At 67.1% G+C, this 26,038-nt stretch carries 7 protein-coding genes and 4 pseudogenes; 6 read left to right on the top strand and 5 right to left on the bottom strand.

Features of this window, described 5'->3' with window-relative positions; translation table 11 throughout:
* Window positions 1–56: 56 nt before the first annotated feature.
* A pseudogene (locus ACOABP_RS28595) lies at window positions 57–325 on the bottom strand (hypothetical protein).
* Between ACOABP_RS28595 and ACOABP_RS28590 the strand changes: the two are divergent.
* A pseudogene (locus ACOABP_RS28590) lies at window positions 313–531 on the top strand (arsenical resistance protein ArsH); the annotation flags it as partial. The pseudogenes ACOABP_RS28595 and ACOABP_RS28590 sit on opposite strands and share 13 nt — an antisense overlap.
* A gap of 11 nt (window positions 532–542) precedes the next feature.
* A pseudogene (locus tag ACOABP_RS28585) lies at window positions 543–1,728 on the top strand (MFS transporter); the annotation flags it as partial.
* Between the two features lie 229 nt (window positions 1,729–1,957).
* Here ACOABP_RS28585 and ACOABP_RS28580 read toward each other — a convergent pair.
* Window positions 1,958–2,869, bottom strand: a complete 912-nt coding sequence (locus ACOABP_RS28580) for an alpha/beta fold hydrolase (RefSeq protein ID WP_474231132.1) — start codon at window positions 2,867–2,869, stop codon at window positions 1,958–1,960.
* A gap of 214 nt (window positions 2,870–3,083) precedes the next feature.
* Complete coding sequence (locus tag ACOABP_RS28575; protein ID WP_474231131.1) at window positions 3,084–4,931, bottom strand: sensor histidine kinase; 1,848 nt, start codon at window positions 4,929–4,931, stop codon at window positions 3,084–3,086.
* Window positions 4,932–5,074: 143 nt separating this feature from the next.
* On the opposite strand from ACOABP_RS28575, the gene ACOABP_RS28570 reads away from it, so the two are divergent.
* From ACOABP_RS28570 to ACOABP_RS28555, 4 genes are all read left to right on the top strand, one after another.
* Window positions 5,075–5,743 (top strand): LuxR C-terminal-related transcriptional regulator, encoded by a 669-nt coding sequence (locus ACOABP_RS28570; protein ID WP_474231130.1) that lies wholly within the window; start codon window positions 5,075–5,077, stop codon window positions 5,741–5,743.
* Between the two features lie 221 nt (window positions 5,744–5,964).
* Complete coding sequence (locus ACOABP_RS28565) at window positions 5,965–6,768, top strand: SapC family protein (protein ID WP_474231128.1); 804 nt, start codon at window positions 5,965–5,967, stop codon at window positions 6,766–6,768.
* Between the two features lie 156 nt (window positions 6,769–6,924).
* The gene (locus ACOABP_RS28560) at window positions 6,925–21,921 is read left to right on the top strand and encodes a leukotoxin LktA family filamentous adhesin (protein ID WP_474231126.1); all 14,997 of its coding nucleotides are present in this window, start codon (window positions 6,925–6,927) and stop codon (window positions 21,919–21,921) included.
* A 38-nt stretch (window positions 21,922–21,959) separates the two neighbouring features.
* Complete coding sequence (locus ACOABP_RS28555; RefSeq protein ID WP_474231125.1) at window positions 21,960–23,672, top strand: ShlB/FhaC/HecB family hemolysin secretion/activation protein; 1,713 nt, start codon at window positions 21,960–21,962, stop codon at window positions 23,670–23,672.
* 152 nt (window positions 23,673–23,824) lie between these two features.
* On the opposite strand, the pseudogene ACOABP_RS28550 reads toward ACOABP_RS28555, so the two are convergent.
* A pseudogene (locus ACOABP_RS28550) lies at window positions 23,825–23,961 on the bottom strand (molybdopterin-binding protein); the annotation flags it as partial.
* A 100-nt stretch (window positions 23,962–24,061) separates the two neighbouring features.
* Entirely contained in the window at window positions 24,062–25,621 is a 1,560-nt protein-coding gene (locus tag ACOABP_RS28545; RefSeq protein WP_474231124.1) for a methyl-accepting chemotaxis protein, read from the bottom strand.
* Between the last annotated feature and the right edge of the window lie 417 nt (window positions 25,622–26,038).

The following is a 26,038-nucleotide window of genomic DNA, read 5'->3' as shown; positions in this document are numbered from 1 at the left end:
CCTTGCTTGCGCGTGGGTTAGCGCCCCCCCCCCTTCATGCCTTCCATCGCCGCATACTATTCTTCGTAAGCTTCAATGGGTTCCATGGCCTGATCAACAAATGCCGTGGCGCGCGCCGCAGCGGCTGACGGCTCAACCTGGCGATCGCTCTGGCGGTCGTCGGCGACGCTCGGTGGAAGCAGCATGTCGTCGAGCATCGCCTGGAGCTCCGGGGTATCCCACGGCTTACCCAGCCGCTCTTTCCGGTTCAAGTAGGACGGATCTCCGAGTCTCGCGACGAGGTGATCATTGCCAGAAACACACAGTAAGCAGCGCATGCAGCCATCTTCCTACTATGACCGCGTGGTCGACGTCGTGGAGGAACTCCACAAATTCACGCTGCTGGTCCGGGATCGCAGCGTCCACCTCACGGATCGGTATAGCGAGCGCAAGGAAGCAATCCCGGCGAACGCCGCCGCGCTCGCCGCGGCGGCCATGCACCATGAGCACGAAGCGCAGGTCGGCGACACCGACAGCGGCGAAGTCGAATAACGGGCAACGGGATGGCCATGGCGCCAACGCGTAGTGTGATCGCCAGACTGGGCCTCGCCCAGACGTTGGCATGGGGTTCAACGTACTACCCTGCCGGCCATGCTGGCCACACCCATGGCCCGGGATCTTGGGGTATCACCGCCCACGATCTACGCCCCGTTCAGCGCGGCGCTCATTGTGTCGGCGTTGATCGGCCCGACCGCAGGCAGGATGATCGACCGGACTGGCGGGCGCTGGGTGTTGGCCGCTACCAGCCTCGTTTTTGCTGTCGGTCTGGCGGGGCTTGGCGTCGCCCAAGGCGTCGTCGGACTCTTCGCTGCCTGGCTCATTCTCGGTGTCGGGATGGGCGCGGGCCTTTATGAAGCTGCGTTCGCCACGCTCATTGCGCTGTACGGCAATCGCTCGCGCGGCGCGATCACCGGCATCACCCTCATCGCGGGCTTCGCCAGTACCGTCGGCTGGCCACTGTCGAGGTTCATGGAGTCACACATCGGATGGCGCGGCGCCTGCCTGTCTTGGGCGGCGCTGCATCTCACACTCGGGCTTGCGCTGAATCTGAGCATGCCGCGTGTCTCGTCTGCCGCCGCTACCTTGGCTCAGGCGATATCGTCGGCAGGCGGCCTGCCCCAACCATCTGATGAGCATTCACGACGGCTTGCCTCCTACGCCCTTGCCTTCGTTTTCGCCGCTACGCGGTTCATCAGCACGGCCATGGCAGCGCACTTGCCACGACTGCTGCAGGCGGGCGGCGCGTCGCTGGCCACTGCGGTGATGGTCGGCGCATTGATCGGTCCCGCCCTGGTTGGCGCCCGGATTCTGGAGTTCGGCCTCCCGCGCAAGGTCCATCCGCTACTGTCGGCGCGCATCGCCTCCGCTTCGCATCCAGCCGGCGCCCTGGCGCTCGGTCTGCTTGGCGCGCCGGCCGCCGTCCTGTTCGGCGTGCTGCATGGCGCGGGCAACGGTATCCTCACTATCGCCAGGGCACGCTGCCCCTTGTCATCTTCGGTCCGGGTGGCTACGGCAGGCGGCAAGGCATCCTGATGGTGCCGGCCCGCATCGCGCAGGCGTCGGCTCCGTGGCTGTTTGGCATGTTGCTCGATATTGTCGGCGCCAAGTCGCTTTGGTTGTCGTCCGGCCTTGGCGCCGCGGCTATCCTGATGCTGCTGACCATACGGGAGGTCAAGTCCGTACAGGCCCAGCCCGCGTAACCCCACGCTTCAATGCCGACTCTCAGCCAACAGTCTGCTGCTGTCCGTGAACCGGTCATTTAAAGCACGAGCCACGAACGGCGGCGAAGGGTCGGAAGCGGAAGGCCGTGGCCGCAGGGAACCTGCCGGCACCGGACTTTCGTGTCCAACCTATGATCGCCAGCTTCATCAATGCGTTGGCTCCCTTACTCATCTTCCAATCGGTCGCCTCATTACGTTCACTGAAGAAACCCGCTGATGGCCGAAATGGTTGCCTGCGGTTGCTCTTCCATTAGCCAATGCCCGGAGTTCGGAATCACAACCCCCTGCACGTTGCTGGCTGCAGCCCGGGCGACGGTTTCCATCATGACACCGAAAGACTTTTCACCACCAATGGCAAGTACTGGCATCGGCAACGCTCCTTTCGCAAGGTTGACCTTGTTGTCGATGACATCCTGGTCAAAAGCGTGAAACTGCTCGAAGCCGGAATGCATCGCGCCGGGCAATGCGTAGACCTTCGCGTAGTGTTGGCGCGATGCTTCATCAAAGTTTCTGGGGTTTGCCGAGAACTCGTTCCAGAAACGGTCCAGATAAATGCGTTCGCGCCCTTTTACCAGCCGTTCCATGTCCGGGCCTCCAAAACGGAAATGCCAGAGCAGAGGGCTTTTAAGAATCTCTTCCCAGGGGCCGACGCCGGGAATCGGCGCGTCCATCAGCACGAGCCTGCTCACCCGCTCCGGCTGCTCGGCCGCGAAAGCATAGGCAACCATGTTTCCGATGTCGTGGGCGACCACATCGACTTTTCCAATTTGGAGGGCGTCCAGCACCCCGGCAATATCACGCGCCTGGTTTCTCTTTTCATAACCCGTTGCCGGATGGTTCGACAGCCCCATTCCGCGCAGATCCGGGACAACCACGGTATGGTTCACCGCCAGCTTCGCGGCGAGCGGTGCCCACATGTCGCCGGTCTCGCCGAACCCGTGCAGCAACACCACAGCGGGCCCGTGGCCGCCGACACGCACGTACATGTTCACGCCGTTGGTGGTAATGGTCTGCTTCTTGAAATCGGCCGGAAATGAAAGCACAGCGGCAGCGACCGGGAAGATTTGAAGCGAGGCAATCAACAGCAGAAAAGAAAAAATCTTTCGCATTTCCGACCCCAGTTGGTTGAAAAATCAAAACTGATTCTGGTGCGGATATTCTCACAATCAATCGCGTTTCGGGTTTCCCTGGCCATCCTGGTGCGTGAATTCACTTCGTCGATTGCCATTCCCCGCCACAGTCCTGGTCGAATCCATCTCCGTCACGCATGTCACAGCGGATCAGAAAGAACACGGGGCGGAAGCAAACAGACACGCAACGCGCTCAGGCGAGCGCGCGTTCGGTCGAGGGGCGCCTATCGACCATGCCGCCCACTTCCGCGATCAGTTCGCGCAGGCGCTCGGCCGCGATGGGCTTGTGCAGCACGCGCAAGCCGCTGGCGTGCAGCGCGCGCAGGCGATCGGGCGCCGTATCGCCGGTCACCAGCACCGCTGGTGCGTCGGTACCCAGCGCCCGGCGCAACGCGGCCACCGCGTCGATGCCGGTCACTCCGTTGCCCAACCGATAGTCGGCAAGGATCAGCCCGATCGGCGCCTGCGCATCAGTGGCCGCCGCCGCGTGGACGACCAGCACGTCGTCGACGGTGGCCCCGGCGTAGACCGGATGGCCCCACAGCGCGAGTAGTCCGCCCAGTGCCGAGCGAATGCCCGCGTCGTCATCGATCAGCACGATGCCGATTGCCTGGGTCTGGGCCTGCGCGTCGGCAGACATGGCGATGACGTCGTCGTCACCCGCCACCGCGCCCGCCACCACACCCGGCCGCTGCGTCGGCCTGACCGCCAGCGGCGCCGTCACGGCGAACATGGTGCCCCGGCCCGGAATGGAACGCAGCGCCACCCGATGGCCCAGCAGCGCGGCAAGCCGGCGCACGATCGCCAGTCCCAGCCCTAGGCCCTGTCCGTCGGGACGGCGTGCATCGGGCAACTGGGTGAACTCGTCGAATATGCGCGCCTGCTCCGCCTCGGGAATGCCCGGCCCCTGGTCGATGACCTGGATTTCCACCGCGCCCGTCCGACGCCGGCAACCCACCAGCACACGGGCACCCGGCGCATAGCGCAGCGCATTCGACAGCAGGTTGTCGATGATGCGATGCAGCAGCGCGGGGTCCGTGTCGATCCAGACATCGGCGCCGTGCACCCGTAGCTGGCCGCCCTGCTCCCGGGCCAGCTGCGCGTACTCGTCGCCCATTTCGACCAGCCAGGTGCCGAGCCACAGCGGCTGGCGACGCACCGGCATCAGCCCGGCATCGAGCCGCGACGCATCGAGCAGGCCGTCGAGCATGGTGCCGATCTTGTCGAGCGTGCCGTCCAGTCGGCCAGCGATATGGGCAGCCTGCGCGGCGGGCACATCCGTGCGGCGCGCCAGGCCAGCGAGCGTGGCGGTCAGCAGGCCCAGCGCGTAAACCGGTTGGCGCAGGTCGTGGCTTGCGGCGGCCAGAAAGCGTGTCTTCGCCAGATCGGCCTCGGTCGCGCGGTCGCGCTCGTGCTTGAGTTCGCCGATCAGGGCCAGGTTCTCGAAGCGAAGCCGCACGCTTTCGCGTAGCGTGCGGTGCGTGTTACGGCTGTAGTACAGGTTCACCGCCAGCAAGCACAGCGTGAACAGCAGGTAGATCCTGTAGACCGTGCCGTCGTGGACGAAGCAGTACAGCGCAAACGGCGCCAGCATGGCCACGATGGTGCCGATGGCCGTGGGCCGATGGGCCGATAGCGACGGCACGGCCCCGCCCGACATGCCGGCCAGCACGACGCACGCAAACGCCACCAACGCCGGCTGTTCGGGCAACAGCCAGGAGGACCCCACCAGGCCCCACATCAGTGCAGACAACCACGACATCACCATGAAGCTGCGCGCCCAGCGGGCCGGCACGATCGGGCCTCGCTGGCGGAAGAAATGGATCGAATGCACGATCCGCAGCGCGGTCAGGACGTAGATCGCACCGCTCCAGACCAGCAGGACAGCCATCGGCACACTGTCGCGCAGGATCGCGATGACGGGCAACGGGATGACGAAATTCGCCGCCAGCACCGCGTTCGACTGCCGGTACAGCAGGCGCACCAATTCGACGTCGGTCGGATCGGCGCCCGTTGCGCCAGGCAGTTCTTTTTGCGTCATCGGAGGGGCAGCTGGCTCAAAAAAAGCGGGAGTAAGTGGCGTCGGCGCCTGATATTATCCGTTTGCTGGCGAACAGACAAAGGGCCTTTTTCCCGTGGCGCACCAATGTCTGCTATGTCCGCGATCCTCCACGCCCCAACCCCATGACCGCTTCGCCCTCGCCCACCCGCATTGCGCTCGCCGACGATCACGCCATCGTGCTCGAAGGATTGAAGCTGCTGCTGTCGGCGGTGGACGGCGTGACGGTGGTGGGCACCGCCGTGGACGGCGCCGCGCTGCGTACGCTGCTGGCCACGCAACCGGTGGACCTGCTGGTGCTGGACCTGCATATGCCGGCGCTGGACGTGCGACTGTTCCTGGGCGAGGCGCGGACCCGCTTTCCGGCGATGCGCGTGCTGGTGCTGACCGGCGATGGCGATGCGCAGGCGATGTCCGTCACCATGGCGGCGGGCGCGCATGGCTTCCTCGTCAAGCGCAGCGATGTCAGCGAACTGCTGCCCGCCATCGAGGCGCTACGCCTGGGCCAGCCCTACATCGGCGCGGGAATCCGCCACGGCGCTCATGTTGGCCAGCGCCCGCCTGCCCACGCCGCCGCGACGGTGCCAGATGCCGACGACGTACTGACCCGCCGCGAATGCCAGATCCTGGCACTGATCGCGCGCGGCGCCACGGCCAGCGAGATCGCGGCAGAACTGAGCATCAGCCCGCTCACCGTCCGCAAGCATCGCGAGAACCTGATGCGCAAGCTGTCGCTGCACAACACGGCGGAACTGGTGGCCCATGCGGTCCGGGTGGGTTTGCGCACCGTATAGCCCCGATCCCCTCTGCCAACAGGGCTCCATCCGCTCCGCCACGCCAGTTTCCACCGCGCCACCACCCCGAAATACGACGGGTGCCGTATTTTCCCCGCCCGCCCTGCCCGGTATATTTCGCCCGCTCGCCTCGCAAGCCACGCGGCGAAGCACCACATAAACACACAATAAATATCGGAAGCGCGGCGCCAGTCGTGCCTCCAAGGGTTGACGGGACATCCATGGCACAACTGCTCTTCTATCGGCAGCCGGAGATGCTGAACCGCTACCGCCATCGCCATCTGCGCATGCTGCCGGTGGACAACGCGTACGGTTTCGCACGGCACACCAATTCCACCGTACTGACGCTGGCCGAGTTCGGCATCGCCAGCCGCGTCTACCCGATCCTCTTTGCGGGCGATGCCACCGGCAAGCCTGTGCCGGTGGTGCTGCTTGGCGTGCGCAGCGACGAGAACCTGTTCGTCGACGCGGACGGACGCTGGGATGCCCCGTATGTGCCGGCCTTCGTGCGCCGGTATCCGTTCGTGCTGGCCGACGACGGCGGGCAATGGAACGTCTGCATCGACCGCGCCTATCCCGGCTTCGTCGACGACGCCGCCAGTGAACTGGGCACGCCGCTGTTCGGCGACGACAACGAGCCGCTGCCGGCGCTGCGCGGCAGCATCGACTTCCTCGAAGCGTTCCAGCGTACGTTCGAACGTGCCGTGGCCTTCGCCGCCGAACTGGCCGCGCACGACCTGCTGACCGAGGTACACGCCGTGGCCGACGTGGGCGAGGCCGGCCGGTTCTCGCTGTCAGGCCTGCTGGCCGTCGACGAGGCGCGGCTCGCCGCCCTGCCCGCCGAGGTGCTGCAGCGCTGGCTCACGGACGGCACGATGAAGGCGGTGATGGCCCATCGGCTCTCACTCGACCGTCTGCCACAGCTCGCCCAACGGCTGCGGGAACGCCTACCGGCGACGTCCGACAGCAGCGATCCGGCACCAGAAGCCGTTGCCGCCACCGACGCCGACGCCATCGAAGCCTGACTGCGTCGCTGACATGACATCTTGACGCGCCCCGGGGCCAGCCTCGCGGGCGCGCGGTAACTGGCCGCCCATCGCCGGCACGCACGGGTTTTCAGTTCAACACATCAACGGGTTGTCGCTCCGTGCCATGCCGCGCGGGCGCCGGGGGAAATCGCCATGAAGAACCACGCCACGCGGCTGCGCCGCGAACGTCTTGTCGCGCGCAAACTGTCCATTGCCATCGCCACCCTGATCGGCACGGCTGGGGTGCTCGGCGAAGCGGCGGCACAGGTCGTCGCCTCGGGCAAGACCGGTACGACGGTCACCCCGGGCGCCACCGTCACGCGTGTGGACACCACCAGCAAGGTCGGGGCCACGGCCTTCAACGACTTTTCCGCGTTCAACGTCAGCGACGGTCACACGGTCAACCTGAACCTGCCAGCCGGCACCAGCGCGCTGATCAACCTGATCGGCGGCGGCCGCAGCCGGATCGACGGCACCGTCAACGCGCTCAAGGACGGCCGGATCGGCGGCAACGTGTTCTTCGCCAACCCCGACGGCTTCCTGATTTCCAGCTCGGGGGTGATGAATGCCGGCTCGCTGCACCTGTCAGCGCCGTCGCGCGGCTTCATGGACAGCTTCTTCCTCGGCAAGGACCAGCCGAATAGCGACGCCGTCGACCAGCTGATGCAGGGCCAGCAGCCCATCGAGCCACACAGCCTGATCGAGGTGCGGGGCCGCCTGAACGCGGCCGACACCATCGACCTGCGCGCCGGAAGGATCGTCGTCGGCAACACCGCCCAGTTGCGTGCCGGCGTGCCGCAGGCCGAGTTCGACCAGATGGTGAACACCGCAGGCATCACGCAAGCCGGCCAGGTGGTGGCGGTACAGGGGCGCATCTTCCTCGCGGCCACCGGCGATGTCGACATCAGCGGCCGGCTCGACGCGGCGGCCACGCCCGACAACGGTGGGCAGATCGACGTCACCTCGGGCGGCCGGCTCGACGTGCATGGCGGCGCCATACTGAACACCCGCAGCGGGGCCGGCACCGGCGACGCCATCAAGGACGGCAGCATCAAGCTGCTGGCGGAGTCCATCAATACGGCCGGCACCGATCTGGTCTCGTCCGTGACATCCGAGGCTTCCGTCAACATCGCCGACGCCACGCTAACCAGCGGCGATATCTCGATCGACGCCCGTAGCCAGGCCATCTACAAGAAGAACATCACCTCGCTCGCCGATGTGCCCGTCGTCACCAGCGGTTCGCTCGGGCTGGCGGACCTGATCGGTGACGTCACGCTCGGTGCCATGCAGACCCGCAGCCGCGCCAGCGTCAATATCGGTGCCGGCGCCAATATCCAGGCAAGCGGCACGCTGGCGATGAAGGCAGAATCCACCGCCGAGACCACGTTCAGCCAGATGTCGCTGTGGAACATGCTGGTGCCGTTCAGTGTCGATTTCCTGAAGGCCGACGTCGATTCGGCGGCCTCGGTATCGGTGCAAGCCGGCGCCGCCCTGCGCGCAAACACGCTGGTGGCCGAGGCTGTCAACAAAGCCACGCTCGACGTTTCGGTCACCTCGATTTCCACCGAGGACAACGTCGCCGTAGGCGTGGCGCTGACCAGTGCGCGCGCCAACGCCAACGTGGACGTTGCTGCCGGCGCGGGCGTCAACGTCACCGGCGACGTGCGGCTGGCCGCCAGCAATACCAACAGCTTCAACACATCAATGAGCCAGACCGCAAACGACGACGGTGTGGCCGGCGGCGCGGCCGCGATCTTCGACGGGCAGACGGCGGCCACGGTACGGCTCGGCACCGACCTGGTCGGCGCGCGCGACGTCACGCTCGCCGCGCAGGACGACACGCTGAAGAACCGCACCAATGCGTCGTCCACGGTGGGCGGCATCCACCTGCTGCAACGCGTCTCCGGCATCGGCACGCGCGGCGCCGAGATGGTCCAGAAATACTTGCTGAACAGCAAGAACGGGACGCCCAAGGTCGACGACCGCGCCGATTCCGATGGATCGCCGTTCAAGCTGTCCGGCGCGCTGTCATACACCGACTTCTCCAGCGGCGCCAACGCCGAGGTGGCGAATGGCGTGCACATCGACGCTACCGGCAACGTGGTGGTGGCCGCCACCGTGAGCGATGCGCAGATCCACGCCATGAGCGCCAGCTCGGCCGAGCAGGACACCTCCAGCGGCAACCAGAACAGCACCTCGGAAGCCTCGGTCAGCGGCGCGGTGACGCTCGGCTTCTACCGTCACGAGGCCAATGCCCGCGTGGGCGACGGGGCGACCATCACGGCCGGTCAGTTCGGGCTGCTCTCGGACGTCTCGCTGCCCTACGCGTTCACCTGGGGCAAGTTCGACAACCTCGATGCGCTGATCGCCAAGGCCACGGCAACGCTAGGGCTCTCCGACCAGCTCACGGGCTACGCCAACGCCTCGACGAGCGCGCACGATGGCGACCTCGGCGTGGGGGGCGCGGTCAGCTACCTCGACTTCACCAACCGCAGCCGCGCCACAGTAGGCGATGGCGCGTCGGTCACCGTCAAGCCGTCCGCCAACGGCACCTGGGGCGCGGACCTCGGCAACGGCACGCGCGCCGATTTCGATGCGGCCGTGCACGTCAAGGCGACGATGGAGACCGAGGGCGCTTTCTCGGCGGGCAACCTCGGCCTGACTGGCAACGGCAGCGGTGGCAGCGGCGATTCCGCATCGGTCGGCGGAGCCTACAACCAGGTCAACTTCGATAACGGCGTGGAGGCCCGCGTCGGTCGCGGCGCGGTGATCGGCGGGAACGTCGTGAACGCCGATGGCACGGCCGGCGCACGCGTCGACGTGGCCGTCACGGCGGACGCCACGGAGCGCCTGTTCGTACTGACCCCCAGCGCGGGCCGGGGCGGCGGCTTCGGCCTGAACGGCACGTTCGCATACGCCAACACCGCCCATGCGACGACAGCCGTCATCGATGCCGGTGCGCAGGTAATGGCCAACAAGGTGCGCGTGGCCGCCCAGGACGACACCGTGATCTGGTCCGTGTCCGGCGGCATCAACAAATCCGAAAGCGCTAGCGTGGGGCTGGGCAATGCACTGATCGAGGTTGCCACCGACACCGAGGCCCGCATCGGCAGCGATCAGGCCGGCGCCGACGCGGTCACCCTCCTGGCATCGAACGTCGATGTCGGCGCACGTACCGACGGTCGCGTCGAGAGCATTGCCGTGGCGGGCGCCATCACCACGCAGGCGGCCCCCGAAAAGCCCAAGGAACCCAAGCCCAAGAAGGAACCGTCCGACCCGGGCTTCTTCGACAAGCTCGGCGGCAAGCTCTCCACGCTGGGCACCGCGCTGAAATACACCCTCCTTGGCGACGACCAAGCCCCGCAGACCACGCCAAAGTTCGGGCTCGGCGTCTCGGGCTCTTCGGCAATCAACCTCGTGTCGATGAAGACCAGCGCCGGCGTCAGCAACGCGAACCTGACGCTGGACGAAGGCGACCTGGCGGTCACGGCGGTCAACAACACGGACATCGGTGCTTTCAGCGGCGCCGCGGCCCTGACACGGGCCAACGCGCAGAGCAGCCAGGGCAGCGCGGCCATTGCCGGCGCCCTGGCGCTCAACGACCTGGCCAACACCACCGAAGCCACGCTGCACAACGCGAGCGTTACCGATGCCACACGGGTCGACGTGATGGCGCTGTCGGGCGGCGAGCAGCTTTCCGTGGCGCTAGGCCTGGCCGTCAATGCCTCGGCCGACCAGAGCAAGGCGGCTTCGGCGGCCGGCTCGGTCTCGGTCAGCACCGCGCGCAATGCCGTGCGGGCCACGGTGGACGACAGCACGATCACGGGCCAGGCCCACCGCACCGACATCGATGTGCTGGCCTATGACCGCACCACGCTTGGCACCGGGGGCGGTGCCTTGCTCGGCGGTGGCCGGGGCGGCGTGGGTGCCGCCGTCACGTACAGCGATATCGGCAATACGTCGGCGGCCATCGTGGACAACACGGCGATCACCGGTGCCGGCGACGTGCAGGTGCAGGCGCTGACCGCGAGCCTGATCGGCGCCGGCGGCGCCATGGTCGCGGCTACCGGCTCGAGCAACAACGTCACGCTGGGCGGCGCATTCGTCTTCAACGACATCGGCAACGTCGTGCAGGCCAGCATCCGCAACGGCTCGCGTATCGACGCGGGCAACGTGGCGGTACGGGCCAGCGATACGGCCCGCATCGACGGGCTGGACGCCGTGATCGACCAGCACGATGGCGCCGGCAGTGCCTCGGGTTACGACTACACTGGCGCCGGCGCGGGCAATACCGACACCGATGGCGCCAGCATCGTCGCCGTGGCCGGCAACGTCCAGGTAGGCGGCAACAACGTCGGGGCGTCGATGCTGTTCAACACGATCGGCAACCGCTTCACGGCCGAGATCGACCAATCGACCGTCACGGCGGCCGCCGGCGTGGACGTCACGGCGCACAGCGGCGCCACCATCTTCGGCTATGCGGCCGGCGTGGGCGTGGGCACCGGACAGTTCTCCGGTGGCGGCTCCGTGGTGATCAACGAGATTGGCAACACCGTCACCGCACGCATCGGCGGCGACAAGGCCGCGATAACCGCCGGCGCCTTGCAGGTGGCCGCCAGCGATGCCTCGCACATCAGCGCGGTGGCCGGCCAGATCAACGCCAGCCTGGGGACGGGCGCAGTGGGCGCGGCCGTCAGCGTCAACGAGATCGGCAATACGGTCGAAGCCAGCGTGACCGATGCCGCCTTGCACATCGGGGACGCGAACACGATTCGCGCCGACAACACGTCCCGGATCGACACGCTCGCTGCCTCGGCGGGCGGCGCGCCCAGCTTCGCGGTCAATGGTTCCGCGGCCACCGCGACCATCGCCAACACCACGTCGGCACAACTGGTCGATGCCACGGTCGTGGGCGATGCCCAGCAGCTGTTCGTGCTTGCCACGGACAGCGCGCTGATCCGTTCGCTGTCCGGCTCGGCCGCCGGCAGCGGCAGTGCCGCATTCGGCGCCGCCGCCACAGTCAACCAGATCGACAGCGTGACGTCGGCCGGCATTCACGGCGGCGACGTCGAGGCCGGCAACGTCACGGTGGCGGCCACTACCGATGCGGCCATCGACACGCTCGCTGCCAGCGGCGCTGGCAGCGGCTCGGTGGCCGTGGCCGGTTCGTTCGCCACCAGCCTGCTCGGCGGCAGCACGTCGGCGGTGATCGACAACGGGGCCACGGTGCGGGCCTGGCAGAACGTGGGCGTGCTGGCCCGACGTGACGACCGCGTGACGGTTGCTGCCGGCGGCGTAGGCATCGGCGTCGGTGTGACCGGCGTTGGCGCAGCCGCCGTCGTCAATGTGATGGACGCCGCCACGTACGCGGGCATCGTCGGGAACGGCACACAGGTCAATGCGCTGGCGCTCGACCCGGCCGCGAAGCTGAACGTCCAGAGTGGCGCGCTCGCCGGCCTGGCCAATCTCGCCGACGGCACCGACCTCGGCCATTACGCTCGCAGCGACCTGGCCGGCATGCGCGAAACGCTGGCGGTGTCCGGCGTGGCGGTCAACGCCACAGCCACGCATTCGGTAGAAAGCCTGGCGGCGACGGTGGGCGGTGGCACCTATGCCGGAGTGGGCGTGACCACGCAGGTCGACGTGGTGGGCGGCCGGACCGTGGCCGAGGTGCGCGACGCCAGCGTCAACCTGCTGGACGGCGCCGGTCTGGCCCAGGGGCTGGACGTGCGCGCCGCCGACCACGCCTATGCGAACAGCTTTGTCGGCGCGCTGGGCGGCGGCGCAGTTGGCGTGGCCGCTGCGGCGGACACCCATGTGTTCGACGGCACCACGCGCGCGCAGATCGTGGACAGCAACGTGCAGGCGCGCGGCACGGCCAGCATCGTCGCGCAGTCGAGCCAGAGCGCGGCGTCGGTCGCGGCCGGCGGCGCGGCCGGCCTCGCGGGCGTGGCTGGCACCGGTTCGCTAGCCAAGTTCACCAGCACAACCCAGGCCGCGCTCAGCGGCGGCACCACGGAGGCCGGTGCCCTCTCGGTCGATGCCGATCACCTCAGCCGCATGGCGCTGGGTGCCGGTGCGCTGTCGGGCGGCGGCGTGGCGGTGTCTGGCAGCTTCGGCGTGGGGCTGGACCAGAGCCAGACCACTGCGACGATCGATGGTGCCGGGATTCGCGCCACGCGCGGTGTATCGGCCACGGCGGACAGCCGCACCGAGATCGACAACTGGAGTGTCTCTGGCGCGGGCGGCGGCTTCGGCGCCGGGGCCGGCTCGGCCGCTGTCGTCCTGACGGAAGGCGCGACACAGGCCTGGGTGGCCAACAGCCAGATCGCCGGCTCGACGATCGGCAACGACGTGACGCTCACCGGCACCATCCAGTCCGCCACCATCGACAACAACCGGCTGGTGGGCACTGATGCCGGCGGCCAGGCGATGGGCGGCACGCTGCAGGGCACGAACGGCGCGACGCTGTCCGATGCCAAGGTCTGGACCGAAACCGACACGAAAGGCCGAAAGACCACGCTGGTCACGGGTTCGTTGCGCGATGCCAGCGGCGCCCTCGCCCCGTTTGAAGGCGAACTGCGCGACGGCGTGCTGTACGACCCCAACGGTACGGTGATCGCCACGCTGGTTGGCGCGGCACCGCAGCAGGCCATCGCAGGCGCCGGCTCGCTCACGGTCAGCGCCACCGACCGCACGACCGTCGACAATCTCGCCGGCGGCGCCGGGCTGAGCGGCGGTGCTGGCGTCGGTGCGGCGGCGGTAGTCACACGCGTGGACAACACGGTCACTGCCTGGATCGACCGTAGCGATGTGAAGACCCAGGGCGACGTGACGCTCCAGGCGCGTGCAGAGCGCGACCTGTCGGCCCAGGCGATATCGGCCGGCGTGGGCTTCACCGGCGCGGGCCTGGCCGGTTCGGTGGCCGTCACGCTGGTCGGTCAGGGCCTGGGCGGCGACGCCGCGCAGCAGCTCGATCACAACGGCGACGGCACGCTGAGCAAGGTCGAGGCACTCGGCCAGCAGGCCAAGGTCGGCGCCAGCGGGTTCGGCAATGCCCTGGACAACGACACCCGGGCGGCGCTCAACCAGCGCACCGGGGTCTCCGTGAAATCGGGCATCAACGCGTCTGACCTCGACGCGCGCACGGCGGCGGTGATCTCGGGCTCTACCGTTGTGGCCGGCGGCGACGTGCGCCTGGACGCCAGCGAAAGCGACCACAACGACATCCTGGTGGGCGCTGCCGCTGGCGGGTTCGCCGGCGTCGGCGCGGCGGTAGGTGTCATGCAGATCCGCCACAACGTCGATGCGCTGGTCGACGGCGCCTCCACGCTGACGGCTGGCGGTGCCATCCGCCTTAGCGCCGGCACCGGCGCGCTCGGCACGAACGCGCCGGCCGCCCAGGTACTGGCGTACCAGGGCTCAGGGGGCGTGGCTGCGATCGGTGCGGCGGTGGCGACGGTCGACATCGCCAACCAGGTGTCGGCGCGAATTGCAGGCGGCGCCTCCGCGCAAGCGGGAGACGACGTTGCCGTGACGGCCGAAGACGCGACCGATGCCAACGCCGAAGCCCAGGGCTATCAGATTGGACTGGTGGCGGCGGGCGCCGCCGTGGCGACGGCCGACAAGTCTGGCCAGACGCTCGCCGCCATCGGCGATGACAGTGGCCTGCGCACCAACGTGGCCGCGCAAGGCGACGTCACACTCGGCGCACAACGCAACGGCCGGGTTGGCAGCCTGGCGCGTGCCGGGTCCGGCGGCGCCGGCGCAGCCACGGGTTCCGGTGCCACGGCCACCGACGACGGCATCGTCACCGCCAGCATCGCCAATGCCACGGTGCAGGCCGGCGGCACGGCAAGCGTGGTGGCGGCGGCCGCACCCCAGACACAGGCCCGCGCGGAAGGCTACAACGGCGCGGTATACGCAGCCATCGGCGCCTCGGTGGCCAAGGCGACCGCCGCCACCACCGCGGGCGCCACGATCATGGGCAGCAGCATCGTCGCCGGCGGCGTGGAGGTGCGCGCCGCCACGATGCGCACCGCGGGCAGCCAGAATGCCGACGCCTTCGCCCGCGCCACGGGCGGCGCCGGGCTTGTGGGCGCCAATGCCACCGACGCCGACGCCCTGACGCAGACCACAAGCCGCGCGACGATCGGCGGCAACACGGTCCTGCTGGTGAGCAACGCCACGCGTGTCAGTGCCAGTTCCGACACCGGCACGCACGCCAATGCCAACGGCATCACCGTGGGCGGCGTGCTGGCCGTCGGCGCCAACATCGCGCAGGCCGATGCCGATACCGCCACCACGGCGACCATCGAAAACGGGGTGACCGGCCAGGCCGGCACCACGCTGACCGTGCAGGCCATCGGTACCGACGAGACCACCGCGCAGGCCATGTCGGGCAGCGGCGGGCTGATCTCCGGCGCGGCGGCCGTCGCCGACACGCGCAACCAGTCGCGCACCACGGCAGCGCTGGGCGGCGGCACCAGCAGCCAGGCGCTGCTGGCGACTGGCGCGGGCGGTTACGGGAAGATCGTCGTCGATGCCCTTCACACCGCACGCTTCAACGGCGAGGTAGATTCGGTCAACGCCGCGCTGGTGGGCGCCAGTGGCGCCCTGACGCGCCATGACGTCGACGCCAGCGTGACTGCGGCCATCAGCGACGGCGCCAACCTCGTCAGCCATGGCATCGAGGCCACGGCGGCGAACCTCGTGCGCAAGCCATGGCTCGACGATGGCGAGTACAACGCCGAGGCGGGCTCGGGCGGCTTCCTGAACGGCTCGGCCGTGGTCAGCGAAAGCGACATCGATACCGTCACCCGCACGCTTGTCGGCCAGAACGCCTCGGTGCGCATCACGGGTGATCGCGACGATCCGGGCCGCACGCGCTTCACCGCGTACAGCGACGTCCAGGCGCGCGACAAGACCCGCCTGGACTCGGGCGGCGTGCTCGATATCGCCCGCGCCGAATCGCTGGTCCATGACCATTTCGACACGGCCGTCGTCATCGCCCAGGGCGCCAACATCGATACCGTGGGCGACGCCAGCTTCGCAGCGCGCGTGGCCAGCGATATCGAGACCAGCGCCAATGCCAAGACCTATGGACTTTCGAGTGCGGCGCAGGGCAATTCGGCCGCAACCGTCACCGGCACGCTGGCCGTCAATATTGCCAGCGGTGCGGCGATTCGCGCCGACGGCAACGTCAACCTGCTGGTGGGTTCCGATGCGGACGGCAATGCCAACGCCGTACGCGCGGTGGCCCGCACCGACCTGTTCAACAAGTCGATCGTGCCGGTGCAGACCGACCCGAATGCCGACGCCGCGATCGACATCCAGGGCCGCATCGACGTGGCCGACGGTGCCGCCGTGCGCAGCGTCAAAGACGTCAACCTCTATGCCGAGCGCGGCAACCTGCTGGCCGACGGCAAGGGCGTGGGCAAGGACCTATGGCGCGAGGCGGCGGCCGCGGTGGGCAGCTTCTTCTCGAACCTGTTTGGCGGCGGCGACATCTCGCTGGACATCGAAGGTGGCTCCAGCAAGACCGATGTGGCGAACCGCGTGGACATCGCCGGTAATGTGCAGGCAGGCATCCAGAACAAGCAGATCCTGCGCGTGGAAGACGCCGCCGATGGTTCGCTGAAGGTGCTCGAGCAGTCAGAAGGCATCACCTTCCGCGAGACCACAATGGACCTCGTGGCGAACCTGCAGGCGGAGATCGATGCCTACACGCGGGCGCGCCAGCAGTACGCGGCGGCCGGCGACGCGTTCGTGGCGCAGATCGACGCCGAGATTTCGCGCCTGCAGCAGGAACTGGCGGCGTTTGGCGGCGTCTCGTCCAAGACCGTCAAGGTGATCGCGGTGGACCCGGTCTACGCCAGCGGCGGCGACGTCAACGTCAAGGCCGACGTGCTGACCGTGGCGGCAACCGGCAAGGTCAACGCGCCCGGCGATGCGCTGATCAACATCGACTCGTCGAGCAACCGCTACCTTCAGGTCTCCAAGCTGGAGATCCCCGAGGACCAGGGCGGACACGTGACCTTCAACAACGCATCGGTCACCACACTTGCCGACATCACCCAGCGCAACCTGGGCCAGGAAAACGCGGGTAGCGGCACGCTGGTTACCGGGACAGCCAGCGGCAAGCCGGCGATCAACGTGACGCAACGCTACCAGGCGTTGAACACCGGCGACGCGAATGCCCAATCTCCAGACCTGCTGATCACCGGCGACGTGCTGAACCTGGGCGGCAACATCTCCATCGAGAGCAAGGAAGGCAGTGTGCTGGTCAAGAATGGCCAGCAAGGAAACGGCACGATGGCGGGCAGCCGCATCCTGGGCCAGACCGTCAGCATCACGGCGGGCCGCGACTTCGTGATGTCCCCGACGGACGGCTATTTCCACGTGGCGGGCGATCCGTCGGCCACCTGGGACGCCGTGGCGCAGGCGCTCGAAGCGAAGTACCGCGACTACTCCCTGCGCTATGGCACCGACCCCGCCAACTGGCCCAACCCGAGCGGCACAATCGAGACCGCCAATCCGGGGGCGATTCCGCTGGCCAGCGGCGTTGGCATCATTGCCGGCAACAACGTGTTCCTGAACGCGCGGGTGCTCAATATCAACGGGCTGGTGCAGGCCGGCCTGCCGGACTGGTCGATCGTGCTCGACGCGGAACGCGCCGGCGGCACCAGCATCGCGGCACAGATCGCCAATGCGGCCGCCGACTACGCTCAGCAGCTGAAGGCCGGCGTCAAGCCGGGCGACATCAAGACCCGCTACGAGCTATCGGGCGTGCGGATGACCGGCACGGACAGCCTGATCCACGCAGTCTACGACGTGGTCTCGCAGGAAATCGTGCTGGACAACGTCCGCGTGCAAGGCGGCTACATGGAGCTGACCGGCCAGATCCTGAACACCGGCGGCGGCGAACTGCGCGTGATGGACGGCTACGGCCGCATCAACGTGCAAAACGACACCAACTACACGGTGCGCCTGAACACGCTCGACGTCGGCAGCAACATCGAGGGCACGATCAAGATCACCGACACGTCGGCGATGCTGTTCGACGGCCAGCCGCTCTCCTCGACGATCTACCGGCGCATCGGCAACCAGATCACCCAGGAGACCGTGCGCGACGGCGCGGTGGTCTCCACGGCGAATCTGGGCGAAGGCCGCACCGCCGCCTACACGCCACTGTCCGGCCTGCGGTACGGCTGGACCTCAGGCCAGAAGCAGACGTTCCAGCGCGAGCTGGTCAACTACACCACCAAGGGCTGCTATGGCGCCGGCGGCGACGGGTGCGCCAGCGACGACTCCAGCGACTCCTGGCGCACGGGCTGGTATGCGTTGGAGAGCGGCAAGCAGATCTATGACCGTACCGGCTTCGTCACCCGCGATCTTGCGCACGAGAACGACGCCTATCTCTACGAGTTCCAGACCCGGACGGTCAAGGACACCACGCATGTGTCGACCTACGACACCGGCAAGTATGGCTGCGGCGTCTACTGGTGCGACAGCGAGATCTTCGTCTACCAGTACGAGAAGCAGGACTTCCACAAGCACTCGGTCAAGGCCGACTACGCCATCGGCATCTCGTTCGTTGGCCATGACACCGGCAGCGTCAATGTGACCGGCAAGGGCAACGTGGTCATCGGCAGCACGGTCAACGCCGGCAACGGCACGGCCTCGATCACCTCCACTGCCGGCAGCATCAACGCCGCGGACCGCACCGTCGTGGTGGGTCAGGACGTAAACCTGTCGGCCGCCACCGGCATTGGCAACAACGGCAATGCCATCTCGGTGGACGTGCAGGACGGCGGCCTGCTGAACGCGAGCACTGTCGCGGGCGACGTGTCGGTGCGCGAGCGCAGCGGCGACATGCTGATTGGCCGCGTCGGCACGGGGGCCGGCACCGTCACGCTCGACGCCGACGCGTCGATCCTGGCAGGCCGGCCTGCGGCTGGTGGTCAGCCCGACATTCGCGGTACCTCGCTGAACCTGATCGCACGCGGTGGCACGCTGGGCACGGCGGCCCGGGCGCTGGAGATCCAGACGGACGGCGTCAATGGCAAGCTCGATGCGCAGGCCAATAGCGACATCTTCCTCACCCAGCGCGACGGCGACCTGCGTCTGAACCGCGTGGTGTCGCACGGGCGCGACGTCAGCATTGTGCTCGACAACGGCAGCTTCATCGACGCCAACGACAACAGCACGCGAGACACCCGCACGCTGGCGCAGCTCGAATCGCTGTGGAGCGACATGCAGTTGCTGGGAGAAGGTGCCCAGGCCAGCGCCGACCAGGCGCTGCGCAGCCTGGTCGGCCTGCGCGACCGCGAGTACCAGACCTACTGGAACCTGCGCAACCTGCGCCAGGTGGTGGGGCCGGACGGCAACCCGATGCTGGTGGCCGACGCCTACGATCCGGCCACGGCCTCGCCCGAACTGCAGGCGCTACATGCCGGCTTCAGCCATCTGACCACTGCCGACGGCACGGCCAGCGACCTGACGCAGCAGTACCAGGCTGGCTTTAGCTACGCCGGCTACGTCACCGCCGAGGACAAGGCATCGGTGACTACCGGCGCTACGTGGACGGCCAATGAACTCAAGTACGGCATCGGCCGCGCGGTCTACAACAAGACCACCACCGATACCGAAACGCAGATCGAGCAGCCCAATATCGAGGCCCGCAATGTCTCGCTGGTGGCGCGCAATGGCGGCGTCGGCACGCTGAAGGGCGAGGTCCTGATCGATGCCTCCACGGCTGGCGCCACGCTGACGCAGGCGCAGCGCGAGGCGCTGGCCACGGCCGAGGCCGATGACGTGGCCGTGCTGGCCAACGGGCAGTTGCGCATCCTCCAGCGCGACGACGTCGACGTGGCCAGTACCGGTGCCATCTCGATCACGGCGGACAAGCACATCTACCTCGGGTCCGAGACCGACCTCAATATCGATGCGGTGAAGGCCGGCGACACGATCCGCGTCAAGGGTGCAGGCGGTATCTACAGCGTCACGACCGATCCGGCGCGTCCGAATCTCGAAGGCGGCAGCGTGGTGCTGGAAGCCGCCGACGGCGGTGTGGGCACTGCCGCCAATCCGCTGACCACGCAGATTGCAGATGGCGGCACGCTGACCGCGCGTGGCGCGCTCGGCGTACACGTCGCGCAGCTTGCCGGCGATCTGAACGTGGCGGAAATCTACTCGCCCGGCGCAGTGTCGCTGTCGGCCCGTGCGGGCAACATCGTCGACGCGCGGGGCCCGGACCGGCTGCAGGCGATCCAGGCCGGATCGCTGGCGTTGCAGGCGGCCGGAGCGATTGGCAGCAGCGTCAACCCGCTCGCGCTGACGGTGCTCGCCGATGGCAATGTAACGGCCACGGCGTTGCAAGGGATCTTCCTCGGTAGCGACCAGCGTGCGCTGGCACTGGGCGACATTGTCGCAGGCGGCGAGGTCGGCATCGCGGCGACGGGCGGCGACCTGACGCTGTACGGCACGGTCGTCGGCACCGAGGTGGCGCTGAGCAGCGCGCGCGGGCTGGTCTTCGCGGCAAGCAGCAACGTCCGCGCGGCCGGCGGACTGTTCCTGCAAGGCGAATCCGTGACGATGGCGGATGGCGCCGCCGCCGAGGCGGCCGGGCGTATCGACGCGGTTGCCAATGGCGACATGGCCCTCGGCCAGCTGACAGCCGCAGCCACCGCGGCGGACGCCATCCGCCTTACCGCTGGCCGCAATATCACTGACGCCAATGGTGACGGCATCAACCTGGCGACGCGCGCACCGGGCGCCGGCATCGTGCTGGCGGCGGAAGGCAGCATCGGTGCGAGCGACGCGCTGGAGATCGTCACGTCGTCACTCGATGCACGTAGCGGCCGCAACCTCGCCCTCGCCGCGCTGGGCAACCTGGATACGATGTCCGTCACAGCTACCGGCCATGCGGCACTCGATATCGCCGGTTCGCTCGCGGGCGGCCGCCTCGCCAGCGGCTCCGCCGAACTGGTCGTCACCGGCAACGCTGCGCTGCATCAGTTGACGGTGGCGGATAACGCCGGGATGCGTATCGGCGGCACGCTGACTGCCGCGAACCTGCAGGCAGGGGCGCTGTCCGCCGATATCGGCGGCGATGTGGTGATCGGCCAGTTGGCGAGCAGCGGCCCCGCCCGCGTCACGGGCGGCGGAAATCTGCGAGTGGATGACGCATCGGCCGACGCCCTTGTCCTGCAGGCAGCCGATATGCTGACGGCCACGCGGATCACGGCGGGCAGCGCGCAGCTTGCCGCCGGTGGCGATCTCAACGTCGGCAGGCTGTCCGCCACGAGCGAGGTGCTGGCCGCTGCCGGGCACGACCTGCACGCCAATGCGGTGCAGGCCAACACGATGACGCTGTCGGCAGGCAACGCGCTGCGCGTCGACGAGGCCCGCGCCCAACAGCATGCCGCGTTTGGCGCGCGCACCATCGTCGCCAACGTGCGCGCCACGGACCCCGCCACGCCGCTGACACTGGCAGCCACCGGTACGAACGGCCTTGCCGCCACTGCGGTGGATACCGACAGCGGCGCGCTCGCCGAGCGGATCGACCTGACGATCGACAGCACCGCAGGCGCCAACTTCGGCAGGCTGTGGACGGCGGGCGGCCAGTTGGCCATGCGTGGCGGCGCGCTCGATATTGCCAGGGGGCGTGTGCTCGACCAGTTCGTCTTCAGCAACGAGGCCATGCGCGTGCTGATGGACAACCGCAGCGTGCAGCCACGGCCATACGACGTGCAGCTTTACGCGCCGTCTACCCGCTTCACACTCAATATGAACGGCAACCTCGTGACAACCGATGCCTTCGTGGTGCTGCGGGAGCCAGCCTTCCGCACCCGTACGCCGGCCGGCGAGAACGTCAGCCTGCGCGACGCGGGCGCGGAAATGTCCGCGCGCGCCAATGCCGTGCCACGTCCGGACCCGGACGGCAGCCCGCGTCCGGCGGCAGCGCAGCCGGCGCAACTGATCGCGATGACCGGCATCCCGGTTGGCCTGGGCGACCTGGCCTCGGCATCGTGGACCGCGCGCGCGGCGTCGCCCGGCGCCCCGGCATCGGCATCCGGAAGCTGGACCATCGAGCGCATGCTGCTGGCGCCCTGCCGCCCCGATGACACCACATGCGTGGCCGAATGACGCGCATCCCCTCGTTCCGTATCCCTGACTTTTCAAGCATGCTCAACAGGATCCTGTCGTGCCGCGCCGCGCCGACCTTCACGCTGGCACCGGTGGCGCTGGCCGCTGCACTCGGTGCGCTGCCCGTGCGGCAGGCCGGCGCACAGGTGCCGCCCGTGCCCGTACCACCGGCTGCCGACCCAGCCGTGATCCAGCGGCAGGCCATCGAGAACGAGCAGCGCATTCGTCGACGCACCGAGCCTGATGTGCCCGCGCCAGACAAGCTGATCGAGCAGAAGCCGGCGCCTGACGTTTTGGGCCAGGACGCCACGATCCGCTTCCAGGTCAGGCAGATTGCGTTCACGCCATCGGCCATCCTGCCCGAATCGCTGCTGCGCGAACTGGCTGCGCCATACGAGGGCCGCGAGGTGTCGCTGGCCGAACTGCGCGAACTGGTGGCCGCCATCAACGCGCAATACAGAGCGCGCAACATCGCCACGGCCATGGCGGTGATTCCGCCGCAGGAGGTCACCACGGGCGTGGTGCAAATTCGCCTGGTGGAGGGTCGCGTGGGCGCGGTGCGCATCGAAGGCAATGCGTCGACCGCCGACCGCTATATCCGCTGGCGCGCGGGTCAGGCTCCAGGCACGCTGGTGGACCTGCCTACGCTGGAGGCCGACCTGGAGCGCTTCAATCGCACCAATGAGATGCAGTTGCGCGCCCAACTGGAGCCGGGACAGGACACCGGAGCCACGGACATCGTCCTGGTCGCCACCGAGCCCGAGCGACAGAGCGTGCGCGCGTATACGGACAACGGCGGCAGCCGCTATACCGGCGAAACGCGTTTTGGCGCCATCTACACCAACCGCAGCCTGCTCGGATGGCGCGATGAGCTCACGCTGAGTGGCGCGGCCGCCGAAGGCTATCGCGGCGGCTCCGTGAACTACAGCGTACCGGTCACCCCTTGGGGCACGCGCCTGTCCTATGGCTATTTCCACGACGAGACCAAGATCAGGAATGGCCCGTTCGCGTCGCTGGGCATCGAGGGCACCTCGCGCACCAACCTGTTCGGCCTGCGCCAGCCGCTGCTGTTCGTGCAGGCGGTGCAACTCGACCTGACCGTCTCGCACAAGCGGCAGGATTCGGACAGCCGCATCGATCCGATCGAGCTATCGCACAACCAGACCAACACCACCGCCGTGGGGGTCGACATGCGCGCCGGCACCGACGGCAACTTCACCTTCGCGCAACTGAGCCTTGCCACCGGCGAAGGCCGCAATGCCAGCACCGACTGGCAGGATTTCCGGCTGGTGCGTGGCTATGCGCGCCACTGGCACGACCTCGGGGCGGCACTCTCGCTGCAGGTGGGCGGCAGCTTCCAATGGACGCGCGACCAGTTGCTGCCCAGCAGCGAACAGTTCTTCATCGGCGGCGACGGATCGGTGCGCGGCTACGACAGCGCCGCGCTGGGCGGCTACAACGGCTACACGCTGTCGGCCGAACTGCACCGCAGGCTGTATGGCAGCACCGCGCCGGACAGTCGCTCGCTGGGCCTCAGCGCGTTCGTGTTCGTCGATCATGGCGCGGTGAAGGCATACGCGCCGCCGGGCACCGACGGCGGCCTCACCAGCCTGACCAGCGCCGGTCTTGGCTTCGACCTTAACTATGGCAAGTATCTGACGGCACGGCTGGCCTATGGATACGGCTTCAATGACCGCGCCGACCTGCAGCGGCACCAGCGCGTGCACTTCCAGGTCGTCGCGGGCTTCTGACGACGACCTGGTGCGTACGGGCGGCCAAGGCGTGACAATGTTGACTGGTCTCGACAGTGCCATAAGGAGGCAAGATTTGCGCGCGAAGCACGTCCGGCTAGATCGCTATCGATAGCGTGGCACACCGCTGGACTTGCTGACAAAAAGGGGCAGGAACCTCCAAACCAGTTGTAACCTTGGTCTGCCCAACAGCCCCCGGGAAGGTGTTGGTCACGAACAGTTCCATGATGTGCTTGGGATTCTTTTAGCCAAGCTTGGTCGGCATCCGTTCGACCGGAATTCTCTTACCGCAGTGACGGAGCGCGGAAGAAAAGTGGTTTGCGCATGGGCTCCGTTCTCTCAAGGATTGGAGCCTGGCGCAAACCCAGGCAGTTCAGCCCGCTTCGCCCTTACGCGAATTGGCCTGCGGTCTTGAAATACATCACCTCGTCCTTCATACCGACGGCCTGCTCGCGCAGAGCCTGTGCTGCTGCGGAGGACTCCTCGACCAGCGCTGCATTTTGCTGAGTCGCCTGGTCAATCTGGGCAATGGCAACACTCACCTGTTCAAGATTCTTGCTCTGCTCGTCGGACGCCGCGGAAATCTCACCGATGATGTCCGAGACGCGCTCGATTGCCGTGCTAATCCGTTCCATCGCGGCACTGACGCCCTCGGCCTGCTGAGCACCAACTTGCACCTTCACGGTTGACGCCTCAATCAGCTCCTTGATTTCCTTGGCTGCGCCAGACGCCCTTTGCGCCAGCGATCGTACCTCGCCGGCGACCACGGCGAAGCCTCGACCTTGCTCACCAGCACGTGCCGCCTCCACTGCAGCATTCAGCGCCAGGATATTCGTCTGAAATGCGATGCCTTCAATCATGCCGGTGATCTCCGCGATCTTCTTCGACTCGGCGTTCACCTCACCAACCGTCTGCACCATCGCGGCCACATCGGAACGCCCGGACTCCGTCATCTCTCTGGCACTTCCGGCAAGGGAAGTCGCCTGACGCGCATGGTCGGCATTCTGATTCACCGTTTCCGTCAGCTCGACCATACTGGCCGCAGTCTGCTCAATCGAAGCAGCCTGCTCTTCGGTGCGAGAAGACAGATCCAGATTGCCGGATGCAATTTGCCCGGCGGCGCTGGCGACCGCCACACTGGCCGATCGGATATTTCCGACCGTGCCTCCGAGCTTGTCATTCATGTCCTTCAGCGCTTGCAGCAGCTCACCAGTCTCGTCACGGGATGCCACCACTATCTCGCTGGACAAGTCACCATCGGCCACACGACGCGACACGCTGACAGCCAGCGCCAGCGGACGGCTGATGCTGCGAGTCAGGAAGTACGCACAGATGATCCCGAGCAGCAGAATGAGTCCTTCGAGCACGAGCAATAGCGCGCGGCTCTTGGCGGCAACGCCATCAATCACCTTGGCGGTATCGTCAATGGTGCGTCGCTGTACTTCAACCAGCTCGCGCATGGTGCCTTGATAGGCGTTCGCCGCCGGCGTGAACACCTTGTCCAGAATACGCGTGGCTTCATCGACATTACCAGCCGCCTTGGCCTTGTTGATCTCATCGCGAGAACTCAGGTAGGCCTTCCGTGATTCGCCGATCTTTCCGAATAGCGCCCTTTCTTCTTCAGAGGAAATCAGGGCTTCCACTTTTTTCTGAAGTTCGCCTGAACTCTTGGACGACGCCGCTGCCTCTTCAGCAAAATAAGGGCCCAGCGCAGGATCACTACTCTTCGCGATTGCGCTAGTGCGTCGTATGCCCGATGCCAGATTGGCATACCAGTCACCAATCAGTCTCTCCTTGAGGAGCGGCACATTCATCATCTCGCGCGTCGCGGCTGCGACGTTGTCGAGCCGCCAGATGGCGATAGCGGTAATTGCAATGGAAAATGCCAGAATCAGGGCGAAGCCAAGAGCCAGCCGCTTGCCAATCTTCATGTTGCCGATGAACGTCATTCGTGTCCCCATGTTCCCTACGGCCTCGGCGATAGGTCCTGTTTGGTTTTTGTCTGCCCTGCCGCGTCGTTGACGAGCAAGATTTGGCACTGCCGCTTGCAGAACGGCTGTTCCAATGACATCCTCAACCCAACTTTGGTGGGGTATGGATTGCGGCCAGATACCGAGGCCTTCCGGTTCCGATGCCACTCGGATTCGATTCGGCAGCAACGCCGTTTCAGTCGAAATCGGACGTCGCATCAAACCGCCGTGACAGAACTGAGAGAGTCCGACCTCCATGAGCGTCAAGCGCAACAAGCATAGGCCTGACTTTCGGCAGGGAGCGTCTTTGCCCAAACGACAGGCAGAGGACCGGAAGATTCGTTGAGCGTGGTAGGCTGCCGCGAAATTTGAGCCTGGGCGATAGTCGCCTGGGAT

It is taken from the genome of Cupriavidus sp. HE11 (assembly GCF_056097175.1).
The sequence above is the reverse complement of the archived record's forward strand: the minus strand, read 5'-3'. Positions and strand labels throughout refer to the sequence as shown.